This is a genomic window from Bradyrhizobium sp. CCBAU 21365, from assembly GCF_015291305.1.
GTDB classification, from domain to species: domain Bacteria; phylum Pseudomonadota; class Alphaproteobacteria; order Rhizobiales; family Xanthobacteraceae; genus Bradyrhizobium; species Bradyrhizobium elkanii.
Map to the genome: position 1 here is coordinate 4,590,649 of NZ_CP030036.1, position 15,140 is coordinate 4,605,788.

The window sequence follows — 15,140 nt, forward strand, 5'->3', positions numbered from 1 at the left end:
ACCGGTCACACGCCGTGCGCGGTTGCGCCGTTGAAGGTCGCCATCGCGGCGGTGAGCGCCGCGGCGGCGGCCGCGACGTCCGAGGCAGCCCGATGCGACAGCAGGTCGCGCGCCTGGGTGTGATGGCCGAACCGCTCGGCCAGCTCGGTCCGTCGCGCGCGGATCCGGTCGCGCCATTGCTCCTGCTGCGCCAGCACGCGCCGCACCGATGCGCAAATCGAGTCGGTCGAGAACGGATCGAAATAGTCCGCAAGCTCGCCCGCGACCTCGCGGAACACCGGAATGTCCGAGCACAGCACGGGAGTATTGGCCGCGAATGCCTCGATGATCGGGACGCCAAAGCCTTCGGCGAGGCTCGGCATGATCAGGCCGTGCGCGCCCGCGATCAGTGCCGCCTTCTCGTGCTCGTCGACATAGCCGGAGAAGCGGACGTTGTTCGGCAGGTTGCGCGCCTGGTTGGCGCCGCCGGCATAGCCGATCACGACGAGATCGGCCTCCGGCAGCTTGCGGAAGGCGCGGATGACGGCCGCGAGGTTCTTGCGGGGCTCGTTCGAGACGATGACGACGAAGCCCGGCCGTGCCGGGACCGCTGTCGGCACTGGCGCAAGCGGCGCTTCCGCGACGCCGAAACGGGTCCGCGGATAGACCACTCGCGCCGGAATATGCGCATATTGCGGGAGCAGGGCGCGGAAGCGGTTCATGCTGTAGTTCGAGACGAAGGCGAGCTCGTCGGCCTGATTCACGCTGGTGAAAAGGCGCGACAGGAACAGGCGGGTTGCGATGTCATCCAGCTTGAGATCGGTGATCGGCAACAGGTCATGCACGACGCAAATCACCTTTGCGTCCGGGCGGCGCTGGATCGCCACCCGGGTCGGGGTGTCGATGAGAATGACGTCGTAGTCGCGCGCATCGACCCGTGGCGGCGGCAACCGGGTCAGGGCCGACGTATCCTGATAGCTGTAGAAGCCGGGCTCGAGCAGGAAATCGCCGAACAACTCGAGATGGCGCAAATCGGTCGGAATGTATTCGAGGCCCTCGGTCCGGTTCTCGATCAGCTTGACGCTGGTCGGCAGCAGATGAATCGAGCGCAGGAAGGCGATGATGAATTCGAGCGAGGTCGCCGCGTTGATCTTGTGCTTGAACCAGTTGACGGTGCGGCGCAGGCCGCCGCGCATGATCGGCGAGTTCATGTCGGTTTCATCGAGGTAGCGATAGAGCGCGAGCAGTTCGATCAGCCGTGAGTCCTCGGGCAGCAAGCGCGTCCGCCGCTGCCTGCGGCGCAGCTTCCGGTACCGGCGCGTGGTCTCCACGACGAGGGTCAGGGCATGGCCGTCGCCGGCCAGCGAGCGGATCAATTCACGGGTGAAATGGAAGATGCCGCGCTTGTGGTTGGGCTCGCCAAGCGCCTCGCTGACGACCAGGATCTTTGTCATGCGCTGATTTCTCTGAGCTCGAGGTGATGCGGGGCGGGCGCATCCAGCGCGGCGGTGCTGGCGATGCGGCCGTGATCGAGATTGATGATGCTGTTGCAGGTCCGGCGCAGCAGGGCGTGGTCGTGCGAGGCGATGATCACGATCGCCGCGGTCTCGACCATCTTGCGCAGCCGCTGCTCGGCCTTGGCCGAGAAATTCTCGTCGACCACGCTGAGCCATTCGTCGAGCAGCAGGATGTCGGCGGGAAACGCGGTCGCGGTCGCGAACAGCACGCGCATCAGCATGCCCGACGAGAACATGCGCAGCGGCAGTCGCCGCATGCGCTCCTCGAGTTCCGTGAACGCCCAGATCTCGTCCAGGATCGCGGGCGTCGGCTTGCGTCCCGCGATCCGCAGCAGCAGGCTGATATTGTCGGCGGCGACGAAATCGAGATTGACGCCGGCCCCTAAGCCGAGCAGCGGCACGATGTTGCCGGAGATCTCGACGCGGCCGCTGGTCGCCGGGAACACGCCGGCGATGAGCCGCAGCAGGGTGGACTTGCCGGAGCCGTTCGGGCCGGCGAGGCCGATGCGTGCGCCGGCCTTCGCCTCGATCGAAATGCCGTCGACCGCGCGGATGGTCCGCATCTCGCTGGTCTGGCGGAACAGGCGGCCGAGCAGGCGGCGCTTCAGCGAGAAGTCGTAGGCGCCGTACAGCGGATAATCGAGGCAGACGTCGCGGAGGTGGATGCTTGCCATGCCCTAGATCCAGAATGCCGCTTTGCGCAGATGGGTCATGGTCACGATCGCGGCGACCGCGAGCGCAGCGAGACAGGCCAGCACGTAGATCACGCTTGCCGTTGCGACATGACCGGTCGCCAGCGGGTCGCGCCAGATCGCAAACAGATGCGTCAGCGGATTGAGCCGCATCACGGTCGAGCCGCGATCGATCATCTCGGATGTCCAGATGATCGGCGAGGCCAGGAAGGCCAGCGTCAGCGAGGACTCGATGATCGGCTTGATGTCGCGGTAACGCGTCGCCAGTGCGCCGAGCGCGAGGCTCAGGCCCAGCGTGCAGACCACGAACAGAACGAGGCCGGGAAGGGCGGCGACGGCGCCGCCGACATCGCGCGGCGTCAGCACGAGCCAGAGCAGCAGCGGCACGACCGCGTTATGGGCGGCGAACAGCGCCTGCCGGAAGGTACATTGCAGCAGGAAGATCACCGGCGGCAGCGCGCGATCCTTGATCAGGCTGGCCGAGCCCTGCAGCGCAGTGGTGGCGTCGAGCACCACGCTGTTGAGGAAGGTCCATGCGGTGAGGCTCGCCGCCAGCATCGGCAGCCGCGCCACCGCGCTGGCGTTGGACAGATGGCCGATCACCGAGCCGAGCACGGCCACCATGATCGCCATCTGGATCGACATCCAGAAGGGTCCAAGGAGGGAGCGGACGTAGCGATGGCGCACGTCGGACCAGGCCAGTGTTGCCGCGATCTGGATCGCGCCGACGAAACCTGCCGTTCGGGAACGCGGGGCTGGGGCTGACGACCCCGCGTCCTTTGCGGCTGCCTCCTCGGTAACGACCTTGCGATACACCGTCTCGACTCCCTCCTTGAAGGCTGCGGTTGAGTATGTCGTCATCGCGCGATGGCGCGCGGCCTGCCCCATGCGGCGGCGCCGCTCGGGATCGTTGATCAGCGTCTCGATGGCGTCGGCAAGCGCGGTGGGATCGCCGGGCGGCACCGTGATGGCCTCTAGGCCGTCGCGGGCGACATGTGGAACGCCGGTGTCGAGCGCGGTGTTGACGACCGGCCGGCCTGCGGCCATCGCCTCGAGCTGCGCCAGCCCGAAAGTCTCCGCATTGGTCACCGACGGCATCACGAACACGTCGGCGATGCGCATCAGCTTGACGCGCTCGCTCTCGGACACCGAGCCGAGCAGGCGGACGCGGTCCTGCAGGCCGTAGTCGCGGATCAGCCGCTCGAGATTGTCGCGCTCGCGGCCCTCGCCGACGATCCAGACCTCGAAATTGCGGGCATGGGCGGCGCGCACCAGCACGTCAAATCCCTTGTAGGGCACGAGGCGTCCGCAGGCGAGCACGAGGCGGCCGCGGGCGTTGACGTCGTCGGCCTGGGCGGCCGGCCGGTCATATTTCGCGACATCGACGCCGAACGGAACGGCGTGGCACTTGCCGGAAAATTCCTGCAGCAGCGGCGTGGTTTCGATCAGCACCGGATCGGAGACGATGATCGCGGCGGCCCGGCGCAGCGTTCGCCGCATCATCGGCTCGACCAGGAAGCGCAAGGCCGCGTGCGAGACGATGTCGGCGTGCCAGTGCACGACCAGCGGGCGGGTGCGGCCGAGCCCGAATGCGAAGACGAGGTCGGCGAGCGGGAAGGGGGCGTGCAGCGCCAGCAGATCGTGCTCGGCGATGCGGCGCCACAGCCGCCACGGATAGGTCGGCGCCGCCGGCAGCGATAGCACGTCGCCGAACGAGTGCACGCGCTCGACTGCAACGTCGTTGACCACGATCTGCCGCTCGCCGCCGGAGCGCGAGCAGACCAGCACGGCGGCGTCGAAGGTGTCCTTCAGTCCGGCGCAGATGTCGCGGATCACCGTCAGCGTGCCGCCGAACAGGTCGGGATAGTAGACCTTGAAGATGTGGAGCACCGACGGACGCCGGGCCGGCTCGTTGACGACGATCATGGGTGGCTCGATCCGGATCATGCGACGAACAGGGCGACGATGAACGGCAGCGCCAGCGCGGCGGCGAACACCAGCGCGCGCAGCAGCGCCGGAAGCACCGGCTCGATCGGGCCGCAGGGGACCTGCGGCGTGAAGCGGAATGTGGTGGCGGCGAACCGACCGGATTCGTGAAACGAATCGGATTCGTGAAACGAACCGGTTTCGCGGGCCGAACGAAGAGACATTGCGTCGGATTCCCTGCTGAATGGATTCTGGATACGTGGGAAAATTTCACACGTCAATGGTGCCCGGGGACTAAAATGTGGGATTATGTCCCACGTATGGCGGTGGGGACAAACTTTTCTGGGAGGAAGGATTGGAACGCATGACGGTGCGATCGCGCCGCGATGGCGCGGGGCGGCGAGCAAATGCGCGCGTTGCTAGCGGAGCGTCAGGCCGGCTCGGCGGCGCTGCGGTCGGCCGGTTGCTGCAGCTGGCGCCTGATCGCGGCGATGTCGAAATGAATGCGCTCGGGCAGCATCGCCGCTGCCGGGCGCTGCAGATCCTGCTCGATCACGACGCGCTTGCCGCCGTCGGACGTCAGCGCAATCGAGATCGATTGCGCGCGTGGCTCGGCGCGGAGGCCGGCATGCGCGCGGCAGGCATATTCGCCGGCGCGCAGACCGCCGAAACCGAAGGCGAGCAGGCGCCCGTAGATGTAGAGTGCGAGCAGGTCGGTTTCGTCGAAGCGGCGCGGCGATCCGGGCGCAACGCCCGGCAGGCAGGGATAGCCGCCCGCCATCACCGTCGACACGAACTCCTCAAAGGGAACCTGGGCGATCCGGCAGGCTTCCGCGATCGCAAGGTCGAATCGGGCAGACGTCATGGAGCGGTCCGTGGCGATGGCGGCAATGCCGGACATCGCGGCACCCGCTGGCGAGCGCGCGGACTGTGTCCGGAGGTGATTTTGTTTCCCATAAGTGGGAAAATATCACACGTCAAGTGAGGTGGGATTGTGTCCCACGGCGCGGACAGCTAAAAGTTAGGCATGAATGCCAAGGCCCCGAAGTCGAAGGTGGGATCGTCCGCACCGATCGCCGCAGCGAAGCTGCACGCGCCGCTGGCGCGCATGCTGCGCCCGCTGGTGCGGCTCTGCATCCGCGGCGGGATGACGTTCCCGGCGCTGACCCAGCTGCTGCGCGAGCTCTATGTCAACGTCGCCGAGCACGACTTCGCGCTCGAGGGCAAGGAGCAGACCGACAGCCGCGTCAGCCTGCTGACCGGCATCCACCGCAAGGAGGTGGCGCGGCTGCGCGGCGCCGGCGCGCCGGTCAATGCGGTGCCGGCGACGCTGTCGCGCACCAGCGCGATCGTCGCGCGCTGGCTGGCCGCGCCCGAGTTCACCGATGCCAAGGGCGATCCGCTGCCGCTGCCGCGCACCGCCGAAGGCGGCGCGCCGTCGTTCGAGACGCTGGTCGAATCGATCACCAAGGACGTGCGGCCGCGCGCGGTGCTGGACGAATGGCTCGACCGCAAGCTCGTCACCATCAATGACGACGACGAGATCATGCTGGTCGAGGAGGCCTTCGTGCCGCATGGCGACGACGATCGCAAATGGCACTATCTCGGCCGCAACCTGCACGACCATGTCGCGGCCGCCGAGCTCAACGTGTCATCGGCCACGCCGCGCTTCCTCGAGCGCGCGGTGCATTACGATGGGCTGTCGGCGAAGCTCGCGAAACGGCTCGAGGGTCGCTCGCGCGAGCTGGCGATGGAGGCGCTGAAGGTCGCCAACCGCGAGGCCAACCGCGCGCTGGCAAAAGACAAGGGCGGCGACTATCGCTGGAATTTCGGCATCTACATCTATCGCGAGGGTCCGGACGGCCCGGTCGACGACGATGCCGACGAAGGCGGTGCGGCGTGAAGCGCCCGCCGGTCATTTCGCGCCGCGTGCTGCTTGTCGGCTTCTGGCTTGCCGGAACGTCGCTCGCGGGCGCGCAGGTCAAGAAGCGCGGCAACGATCAGGGTATCGGCGGCACCGGCATCACCGGTTCCGATCAGGGCATCGGTGGCACCGGCATCGTCGGGGTGATCCAGCGGTTCGGCTCGATCTATGTCAATGGCGAGCGCGTCGCCTATGCACCCGACGTGCCGGTCCGAATCGACGGCGAGGCGACGAGCGCCAAGGCGCTGCGGATCGGACAGCTCGCGCGTGTGGTGGCGCAGCGCGATGCCGGCGGCACGCTGTCGACCAAACGCATCGATGTGACCAGCGAGGTGACCGGGCCGGTCGAGCAAATGAAGCCGGGCGGGCTGACGGTGCTCGGCCAGACGGTCGCCTGGACCGGACGCGAGAGCTGGCTGAAGGTGGGCGCGCATGTCGCCGTGTTCGGGCTGCGCCGCACCGATGGCGTCGTGGTCGCAAGTCTGGTGCAGGAGCGCCATGACGCCGCTGCACGCGTCGCGGGACCGCTCGAGCGCGACCGTGCCGGCGCCTTGCGGATCGGCGAGCTCAAGCTCGCCGGCGTCGATGCGGCGCTGGTCGGTCAGCGCGTGCAGGCCGAGGGACATCTCGCGCAGGGCGTGATGCAGGTGTCGCGCAGCCGCGCCGACGATTTCTCCGATCTCGCCGGCGCGAACCGGCTGTTGATCGAGGCCTATGTGCGGCGGGTCGGCAATGACCTGCAGTTCGGCTCCGGCTTTGTCGCGCGCGACCATTCGCGGTTCTCGCCGGTGGCCGATACGCGCGTCGTCGTCAACGCGCAGCTGTCGGGCCCGCGCGAGCTACGCGTCGAATCGGTGCAGTCGGTCGGCAAGTTCCCGGGCTCGTCGGTGAAGAGCCCGGGCACGCCGGGCCGTGGCCCCGGCGGCGGCGGATCCGGGCCGGGTCACGGATCGGGACCTGGCGGACCGGGCGGCCGCGGCGCGCCTGGTGGCGGCGGTCCGGGAGGCGGCCCCGGTGGGGCGCCGTCCGGCATGCCGGGCGGCAGCCCGCCAGGCGGCGCGCCTGCGCCGGATCCGCTGAGTGGTGGACCGACCGGCCCCGGTCCCGGCGGCTTCGGCCCGTCCGGCGGACCGTTTGGTCCTGGCGGCGGTGGTGGTCCGTTCGGGCCCGGCGGTGGGTTCGGTGGCGGCGGACCGCCCGGCGGCATGGGCGGCGGCGGCCGCCGCTGAGGCCACAAACGCGATTGGCGCAAGCGAGACCGCTTGCGCCGATATTCAGATCGATCATTGTGCGATTGGCTAGCCCGCGCTGAGCCGGACGCCGGCGCGGAGGAATTTCTGCGGATCGACCGCTTCGCCGTCGATGCGGGTCTCGTAATGCAGATGCGGACCGGTGGAGCGGCCGGTCGAACCGACGGCGCCGATCACCTGGCCGATCTTGACGTATTCACCGACCTTGACGCCGATCTCGGAGAGATGGCCGTAGCGCGTCGACAGGCCGTTGCCGTGATCGACCTCGACCATGCGGCCATAGCCGCCGGCCCAGCCCGCCGACACCACCTTGCCGTTGGCGGTGACACGCACCGGATCGCCTTGCGCCGCGCGGAAGTCGAGGCCGGTATGCATCGCCGGCCGGCCGAGGAAGGGATCGGTGCGCACGCCGAAGCCGCTGGTGAATTCGACTTCACCGACCACGGGCTTGCGGTAAGGCACCAGCGCCAGCGTCTGGTTCAGTCGCTGCATCTGTGCGCGGTTGATATTGATGCGATAGAGCTGGCGTTCGAACGCGCCGGCGTCGGCAGAGAGTTTCACCGGGACAAAGGGCCCGCCCATGCCGGAACGCGGCGTCGCCGCCTCCAGCTGCGCCATGTTGAGACCGAGATCGGAGATCACGCCGCGCATCCGGCGCACCTTGGAATCGATGCTGTCCTCGACCGAGGCGAGCGCGGCAACCTGGCGCCGCTCGACCTGGTCAAGCGAGGTCTGCAGGCGGACCAGCACGTTGTCGACACCCTGGGCCTTGGCGAACTGGTTCGGTTGCGTCTTGGCGATCAGTGGCGCGCGCGATTCGAGCCGTGCCTCGCGATCCGGCGGCGCCACGAAGATCACGGTGTCGCTGATCGGGGAGGGCTTCAGCGGGCCGGAGGTCGGCGCAGCCTCGGCGCGGCCCTGCGGCTTGATCGATCCGGTGCTGGTGACGTCGGGCATCGCGCCGAGCGCGGTGGCGCGCGATTCCAGCGTCGACTGCCGCCTCATGATCTGGTCGAGCTTCTGGTCGAACTGCTCCTGGTCGAGCAGCTGGCGGCTGGTGGTGCGGTCGACCTTGGCACGCAGCTCCGAGATACGGTCCTCATAGGCGTATTGCATCTCGGCTTGGCGCGCGATCAGCCGGGTCAGCACGTCGTCGCGGAACGCGAAATAGGTCGCGGTCGCCGCCGACCACATGCCGAGCAGCACCACGGTGCCGACGATGATCCAGAACACCACCGGCCCGAACCGGACCTGCTTGCCGGCATGGACCAGGGTATAGCCCTCGCCGGAGGCCGCCACCGCCGCAGGCGCGGGGTGATGGGCTGCCGGACGGCGCGCCGGCGTCCGGCCATGGTCCTGCGGATGATGGTGTTTGTGATGTTCCTGGTGGTGACCGGACCGGCTCGACATCGGTACTCCCGCGGCCGGTCGGACCAAGCTCCGTACGGCTAATTTGCGGGGCCGATTTGAGCCCGTCATGGTTAATTTTCAGGAAACGGAACTCGTCCCGTCAGAGCGAGCGGGCAGCCTCCAATACCGCCTCGGCGTGGCCGTCGACTTTCACATGGCGCCAGATGCGGGCGACTTTTCCGCTGGAATCGACCAGAACCGTCGTGCGAATAATTCCCATGAAGGTCCTGCCATACATGGATTTTTCGCCCCAGGCGCCATACGCCTCCAGCATCTCGTGGGCCGGATCGGAGACGAGCGGCACCGACAGCTGGTGTTTGTTTCGAAATGACTCCTGCGCCTTAACCGTGTCGGCGGAAATGCCGACCACTTCGGTCCCCGCAGCTACGAACTCGCTTTTGAGCCGGGTGAAATCGATCGCCTCCCTGGTGCAGCCGGGGGTGTCGGCGCGGGGGTAGAAGAACAGCACCAGCTTCTTGCCGGCAAAATCCTTCAGCGAAACGCTGTCCCCGCCGTCGCGCGGCAGGTTGAAGCCAGGCGCGGTGGCGCCCTCGGCAAGTGGGATGGCGGACGAGTTGGTCACGGTCGCGGCCGGCTCTCGCCTTAACGGTTTCGATGCCGCCTTGTGCGAAGCTTTGCTTCGAACACCCGCTGCGGTCTTTGCTTTCGTTGCCTTGGTCGTTTTCTTAGTTGTTTTCTTGGCCGCTGCCTTCTTCGCAACCGCTGTGCGGGTTTTCGTCGCGGACTTCCCGGTGCTTGCGCTTGCGGCGCGCGCAACCTTTGTTGCGACCCGCTTTCCGGTTGTGTTGGAGGATTTCTTGCGCGTTTTCTTGGACATACGCCTTCCTTTCGTCGCTTTCCGAAGCTCAACCATTGGGGTATTGCGGGTCTTATTGGCGGAGGCCGGATTCGCGCCGGCCGCTGGGCAAGTTTGATGGCCACGGAGTATGGTGACAAGGAATTCGACGCGTGACCCGTCCGCTTGCTGAATTGGCTTTTGATTGGTTGGTTTGGTCCGTTCTGGGGGCCATCGGCGAGTAACATGATTAGGCGAGGATAGGCGGCGATGCCGGCACAGGAGCGCTCGATACGCATCGACGGGCGCCCCGATGGCGGCGATCAGCTTCGCCGTCAGCACCGAGAGGCAATGGCAAGGAACACGTCGCCGCAGGGTCCAAATCCGCGCGCCGGGGCTGACTTCTCGCAATGGGAAGACGACGCTGCGTGGGACGAGCAGGATGAGGCGGCGGGCAACCGTGCGCGGCAATTGCTGGCGCGTTCCAACACCAACCTGCATCGCTTCACCGATTTCTGCTCCGGCATGCAGCGCTCGCTGAACGGCGAGCGCTGGATCCGTCGCATCGGCCTCGTCCTCGTGGTGCTGGTCGCGATGTTCGCGACCTGCTTCGGCGCGCTGTGGTGGCGGCTCGGCGCCGGCCCGATCAATCTCGACATGGCGACGCCGTGGCTTGCCGCGGCGATCGAGGAGAATATCGGCCACGGCAACACGGTCGAGGTCGGCGGAACGCAGATCGAGCGCGCCGGCCGCGTCAGGATCGCGGTGCGCATCCGCGACATCATCGTCCGCGACCGCGACCATGCGGTGGTTGCGAGCGCGCCCAAGGCCGAAGTGCGCCTGTCGGGCACCGCGCTCCTGATGGGCCAGTTGCGGGCGGAGAGCCTCAATCTGGTCGATGCGGAACTGTCGGTGCGCATCACGCCCGACGGCAATGTCACCGTGTCCGCCGGCGACACCGCAAAACCGCTGGCCACCGGCGTTGCCTCCAAGCGGGAGGCGGGGATGCCGCCGACATTCCCGCGGCCGACACCCGCAGCACCGCCGCCGCCGGTTGCCTCGCCGCCGGCTGCCGCCGAGCCCTCGGCGTCGCCCGATGCGGCCCAGAGCGGGCTGCTCGCCGGTCTCGACTGGCTCGACAGCCTCAGCATGACCGGGCTCGATGGGCAGAACCTCAACGAGATCGGCCTGAAGAACGGCAATCTTGTCGTCGACGATCAGCAGCGCGGCAACAAATGGAGCTTTGAGAACATCAGCCTCAGCCTGCGGCGCCCGAGCGGCGGCGGCGTTGCGCTCAGCTTCGGCGAGGAGGGCGCAAAACCCTGGTCGGTGCGCGTGCTGGTCGGGCCGCAGCAGAACGGCGTGCGCTCGGTCGACATCAAGGCCGACAAGGTTTCGACCCGGAACATCCTGCTCGCGATGCGGACCAAGGATCTGACCTACACCGCCGACCTGCCGCTGTCGGGCGAAATGAAGGGCGAGCTCGGCCGCGACGGCCTGCCGACCTACTTCCGCGGCAAGATCAATGTCGGTGCCGGCAACATCATCGACACCGACACGCCCGACTACCCGATGCCGGTCGATTCGGCCGAGATGAGCGTTGAATGGGATTCGGGCCGGCGCGTGCTGCTGGCGCCGATCAAGGTCATCTCGGGCGCCAACCGCATCACGCTGCTTGGCCATCTCGAGCCGCCGAACGACAACGTCACCGACTGGCAGGCCGGCCTGTCGGGCGGCACCATCGTGCTGGCCGGCGCCGACAAGAACGAACCGCCGCTGATCTTCAATCGCATCAACATCGGCTTCCGCTTCGACACCGACAAGAAGCGCGTGCTGCTGACCCAGGCCGACATCTCCAATGGCGAGATCGGCGTCGCCGGAACCGGCAGCATCGACTATTCCGGCGAGCCGCGGCTGCAGCTCGGATTCGCCGGCACGCCGATGTCGGCCTCGGCCCTGAAACGGATGTGGCCGGTCATCATCGTGCCGGAGGTGCGCGAATGGGTGCTCGAGCGGATCGACCGCGGCACGCTCCAGCGCATCGATGTCGGCGTCAATTCGCCGGTGCACAACCTGTCGCGCAAGGGACCGCCGATCCCGGACGACGGCCTCTCGGTCAACATTGTCGCCTCGGGTGTCACGGTGCGTCCGGTGGATCAGATGCCCGCGGTGCATGACGCGGATCTGAAGGCGAGGGTGACCGGCCGCACCGCGACCGTGACCATCAACCAGGGCATTGCCGACACGCCGGCGGGCCGCAAGATCACGCTGTCGGACTTCAGCTTCGAGGTGCCGGACATGGCGCCGAAGCCGTCGCCGTCGAAGGTCAGGTTCCGGGTCGACTGTCCGGTGCCGGCTGCTGCCGAAATCCTCGCGTCCGACCGGCTCAGCGATCTCTCCGGTCCGCCGATCGATCCAAACGCCAGCAAGGGCAACGTCACCGCGACGATCAATCTCGGCATGCCGGTGAAGGGCGAACTGACCAAGGCCGATACGCTCTACTCGGTCACCGCCGACATCTCCGGCGTTGCCGTCGACAAGCTGGTGATGAACCAGAAGCTCGAAGCCAACGCGCTGAAGGTGATCGCCAGCAACGCCGGCTTCCAGGTCAAGGGCGACGTCAAGATCAATGGGCAGGCGGCCTCGCTCGACTACCGCAAGCCGGCCGAGGGCGATGCCGACGTCAAGCTGCAGGCGACGCTGGACGATGCGAGCCGCGCGCGCCTCGGGCTCGATCTCGGTCCCGCGGTCTCGGGCGCGATCCCGATCAAGCTGAGCGGCAAGATCGGCAGCGGCGACAATCCCACCACCAAGATGGGCGTCGAGGCCGACCTGACCCAGCTCAAGCTCGACAACATCCTGCCGGGCTGGGTCAAGGCGCAGGGCCGGGCCGGCAAGGCGACCTTCAACGTGGTGCCGAAGGGGCAATCGACCCGGTTCGAGGATATCTCGATCGACGGCGCCGGCGTTTCGATCAAGGGGGCGCTTGAGGTCGACCAGAACGGCGACCTCATGAATGCGTACTTCCCGACCTATGCGCCGTCGGAAGGCGACAAGACATCGCTGCGGGCCGATCGCGGTCCCGACGGCGTGATCAAGGTGACGATGCGCGGCGACGTGTTCGACGGCCGCGGCTTCCTGAAGTCGGCGATCTCCGGCCGCGACAGCGATCCCAAGAGCAGGACCAGAACCACCGATTTCGATGTCGATCTGAAACTCGGCGCGGTCGCAGGATTCAACGGCGAAGCGCTGCGCAGCGTCGACGCCAAGGTCTCGCGCCGCAACGGGTTCTTCAAGGCGTTCACGCTGAGCGGCAAGGTCGGTCGCGACACCCCCGTCACGGTCGATATGCGCGGACGCCAGCAGGGCCGCGAGGTGATCTATCTGCAGACCAGCGACGCCGGTGCGTTCCTGCGCTTCATCGACACCTATTCGAAGGTCGTCGGCGGCCAGCTTACGCTCGCGATGGAGCCGCCGATCCCTGAGCCGAGCCCCAGGGAAGGGCTCATCAATATCACCGGTTTCTCGGTGAAGGGCGAAACCCAGCTCGATCGCGCCGTTGCCGGCGGGCCGGTCAGCACCCAGAACGGCATCGGGTTCGACGCGCTGCGCGCCGAATTCACCCGCCAGAGCGGCCAGCTTTCGATCCGCAATGGTGTGGTCAAGGGACCGACCATCGGCGCGACCATCGAAGGCAGCATCGACTATATCGGCAACCAGGTGCGGATGAACGGCACCTTCATTCCGATGTACGGGTTGAACAACATGTTCGGCCAGATCCCGTTCTTCGGGATTTTCCTCGGCGCCGGCAGCAATGAAGGCTTGATCGGCGTGACCTATGAAGTGGTGGGAACGCCGAGCGCGCCGGTGCTGCGCGTCAATCCGATTTCCGCGCTGGCCCCCGGGCTGACGCGCAAGATCTTCGAGTTCAAGCAGTACGGCCCGAACGATCTGCCGACGACGAATAACTAGGGCGTGCACTCATAAGCCGCCGCCTAACGACAGTCTGCATTATCGTCAGAAGCGGACCAAAGGGACAGGGTTCGCGATGTCGGCTACGGGCCCAGGCCGTGTGAAAACTCCGCCTCTGCTATTAGTATTCTCCGATGAATCGGCGGGGACGAGCGATGGCGGGATTCGTGGAAGGGGTTGATCGCGCACAGAGCACGTTGTTCCCTGCACTGCTCGACGACTACGTGTCCGAGGACAATCCGGTGCGTGCGGTTGATGTGTTCGTCGACGGGCTCGATCTGGATAAGCTCGGCTTCGTTGGCGTCCAGTCACTCGACACGGGGCGACCCGGCTACCATCCCGGCATGATGCTCAAGCTCTACATCTACGGCTACCTCAATCGCGTGCCGTCGAGCCGACGCCTGGAGCGAGAATGCCAGCGCAATATCGAGATGATCTGGCTGACCGGGCAGTTGGCGCCGGACTTCAAGACCATCGCGGATTTCCGCAAGGACAATGGCAAGGCCATTTGTGAGGTCTGCCGCGAGTTTGTCGCGCTGTGCCGCAAGCTTGATCTGCTTGTTGCAGCGAGCGTCGCCATCGATGGATCGAAGTTCAAGGCCGTCAATGCGCGGGACAAGAACTTCACTGAGGCGAAGATGAAGCGGCGCCTTGAGCGGATCGACGAGAGCATCGCCCGCTATCTCTCGCAGCTCGAGACCGCCGATCGGCACGGCGATGCGGTGCCAGAGGCGAAGGTTGAGCGGTTGAAAGGTAAAATCGAGAAGCTCAAAGAGGAGACCGTCCGGCTCAATGCGATCAATGCGGAGATGATGAAGAGCGAGGACAAGCAGATCTCGCTGACCGATCCTGACGCGCGCTCGATGGCGACAAGTGGCAAGGACACCGGGATCGTTGGCTACAACGTTCAGATTGCAGTTGATACGCAGCATCATCTCATCGTGGCTCACGAGGTGACCAACGTGGGCACCGACCGCCACCAACTCGCCAACATGGCCGGGCGGGCGCGCGACGAGATGGCTGTCGAGACGCTCGAAGCCGTGGCAGACCGCGGCTATTACGATGGAGAGGAGATCAAGGCCTGCGAGGAAGCCGACATCACGGTGACGTTGCCGAAGCCGATGACTTCGGGCGCCAAAGCTGCTGGCCGCTTCGGCAAACAGGACTTCGTCTATGTCGCTGCCGACGATGTCTATCGCTGTCCCGCCGGCGAGCGGCTAACTTATCACTATACGAACATAGAGGACGGAAAGACACTGCGCCGCTATTGGACAAGCGCCTGCAAAACCTGCGCGCTAAAAGCTCAGTGCACGACAGGCCCCGAGCGCCGCATCTCACGCTGGGAGCACGAAGCTGTTCTGGAGAGAGTTCAGAATCGGCTCGACCACAACCCCAATGCAATGGGTGTCCGCCGTCAGACAGCGGAGCATCCGTTCGGCACAATGAAGTGTTGGATGGGAGCAACACACTTTCTCACGAAAAATCTGCCAAAGGTGGCCACCGAGATGGCGCTCAACGTCCTCGCCTACAATATGAAGCGCGTGATGATGATCGTGGGCGTGGGCGGATTGCTGGAGGCGATGCGGGCGTGAGGCCGGCCCTCTGAGCGACCTAATCAGCGCCCCGAGTTGCGCGATTTTCACACGGCCTGGGCCATCAGGCGACATTAGCAGT

At 66.3% G+C, this 15,140-nt stretch carries 11 protein-coding genes; 4 read left to right on the top strand and 7 right to left on the bottom strand.

All coding sequences use genetic code 11. The features are described 5' to 3' along the window. Nucleotides 1–5: 5 nt before the first annotated feature. From XI02_RS20940 to XI02_RS20960, 5 genes are all read right to left on the bottom strand, one after another. Nucleotides 6–1,433, bottom strand: coding sequence for a glycosyltransferase family 1 protein (locus XI02_RS20940; RefSeq protein ID WP_018271428.1), 1,428 nt, complete (start codon nucleotides 1,431–1,433; stop codon nucleotides 6–8). Next, on the bottom strand, nucleotides 1,430–2,170 hold the full coding sequence (locus XI02_RS20945; RefSeq protein ID WP_018271429.1) for an ABC transporter ATP-binding protein: 741 nt from the start codon (nucleotides 2,168–2,170) through the stop codon (nucleotides 1,430–1,432). Before XI02_RS20945 ends, XI02_RS20940 begins: the two co-directional genes overlap by 4 nt. A gap of 3 nt (nucleotides 2,171–2,173) precedes the next feature. Next, a complete protein-coding gene (locus XI02_RS20950; RefSeq protein WP_026192715.1) occupies nucleotides 2,174–4,114 on the bottom strand; it encodes a glycosyltransferase in 1,941 nt (646 codons plus the stop codon). 17 nt (nucleotides 4,115–4,131) lie between these two features. Next, nucleotides 4,132–4,338 (bottom strand): hypothetical protein, encoded by a 207-nt coding sequence (locus XI02_RS20955; RefSeq protein WP_016847686.1) that lies wholly within the window; start codon nucleotides 4,336–4,338, stop codon nucleotides 4,132–4,134. Nucleotides 4,339–4,544: 206 nt separating this feature from the next. Then, nucleotides 4,545–4,979 carry a hypothetical protein gene (locus XI02_RS20960; protein WP_129964995.1) on the bottom strand — a complete coding sequence of 145 codons (435 nt, stop codon included), beginning with the start codon at nucleotides 4,977–4,979 and terminating at the stop codon, nucleotides 4,545–4,547. 162 nt (nucleotides 4,980–5,141) lie between these two features. Here XI02_RS20960 and XI02_RS20965 point away from each other — a divergent pair, with 162 nt between their 5' ends. Then, on the top strand, nucleotides 5,142–6,017 hold the full coding sequence (locus XI02_RS20965) for a DUF6502 family protein (RefSeq protein WP_018271432.1): 876 nt from the start codon (nucleotides 5,142–5,144) through the stop codon (nucleotides 6,015–6,017). Then, nucleotides 6,014–7,267, top strand: a complete 1,254-nt coding sequence (locus XI02_RS20970) for a DUF5666 domain-containing protein (RefSeq protein ID WP_018271433.1) — start codon at nucleotides 6,014–6,016, stop codon at nucleotides 7,265–7,267. Before XI02_RS20965 ends, XI02_RS20970 begins: the two co-directional genes overlap by 4 nt. 69 nt (nucleotides 7,268–7,336) lie before the next feature. On the opposite strand, the gene XI02_RS20975 is transcribed toward XI02_RS20970, so the two are convergent. Then, a complete protein-coding gene (locus tag XI02_RS20975) occupies nucleotides 7,337–8,698 on the bottom strand; it encodes a M23 family metallopeptidase (protein WP_026192716.1) in 1,362 nt (453 codons plus the stop codon). A 100-nt stretch (nucleotides 8,699–8,798) separates the two neighbouring features. After that, nucleotides 8,799–9,536, bottom strand: a complete 738-nt coding sequence (locus XI02_RS20980; RefSeq protein ID WP_080650363.1) for a peroxiredoxin — start codon at nucleotides 9,534–9,536, stop codon at nucleotides 8,799–8,801. A gap of 228 nt (nucleotides 9,537–9,764) precedes the next feature. Here XI02_RS20980 and XI02_RS20985 point away from each other — a divergent pair, with 228 nt between their 5' ends. Both XI02_RS20985 and XI02_RS20990 read left to right on the top strand, forming a co-directional pair. Next, nucleotides 9,765–13,466 carry a DUF3971 domain-containing protein gene (locus XI02_RS20985; protein WP_018271437.1) on the top strand — a complete coding sequence of 1,234 codons (3,702 nt, stop codon included), beginning with the start codon at nucleotides 9,765–9,767 and terminating at the stop codon, nucleotides 13,464–13,466. Between the two features lie 155 nt (nucleotides 13,467–13,621). Next, nucleotides 13,622–15,058, top strand: a complete 1,437-nt coding sequence (locus XI02_RS20990; protein ID WP_018271438.1) for an IS1182 family transposase — start codon at nucleotides 13,622–13,624, stop codon at nucleotides 15,056–15,058. The last annotated feature ends 82 nt before the right edge of the window (nucleotides 15,059–15,140 follow it).

Excerpts from the sequence above, each read along its gene's own strand:
- XI02_RS20940 (WP_018271428.1), bottom strand. The coding sequence starts at position 1,433 with ATGACAAAGATCCTGGTCGTCAGCGAGGCGCTTGGCGAGCCCAACCAC.
- XI02_RS20945 (WP_018271429.1), bottom strand. The coding sequence starts at position 2,170 with ATGGCAAGCATCCACCTCCGCGACGTCTGCCTCGATTATCCGCTGTAC.
- XI02_RS20950 (WP_026192715.1), bottom strand. The coding sequence starts at position 4,114 with ATGATCGTCGTCAACGAGCCGGCCCGGCGTCCGTCGGTGCTCCACATC.
- XI02_RS20955 (WP_016847686.1), bottom strand. The coding sequence starts at position 4,338 with ATGTCTCTTCGTTCGGCCCGCGAAACCGGTTCGTTTCACGAATCCGAT.
- XI02_RS20960 (WP_129964995.1), bottom strand. The coding sequence starts at position 4,979 with ATGACGTCTGCCCGATTCGACCTTGCGATCGCGGAAGCCTGCCGGATC.
- XI02_RS20965 (WP_018271432.1), top strand. The coding sequence starts at position 5,142 with ATGAATGCCAAGGCCCCGAAGTCGAAGGTGGGATCGTCCGCACCGATC.
- XI02_RS20975 (WP_026192716.1), bottom strand. The coding sequence starts at position 8,698 with ATGTCGAGCCGGTCCGGTCACCACCAGGAACATCACAAACACCATCAT.
- XI02_RS20980 (WP_080650363.1), bottom strand. The coding sequence starts at position 9,536 with ATGTCCAAGAAAACGCGCAAGAAATCCTCCAACACAACCGGAAAGCGG.
- XI02_RS20985 (WP_018271437.1), top strand. The coding sequence starts at position 9,765 with ATGCCGGCACAGGAGCGCTCGATACGCATCGACGGGCGCCCCGATGGC.
- XI02_RS20990 (WP_018271438.1), top strand. The coding sequence starts at position 13,622 with ATGGCGGGATTCGTGGAAGGGGTTGATCGCGCACAGAGCACGTTGTTC.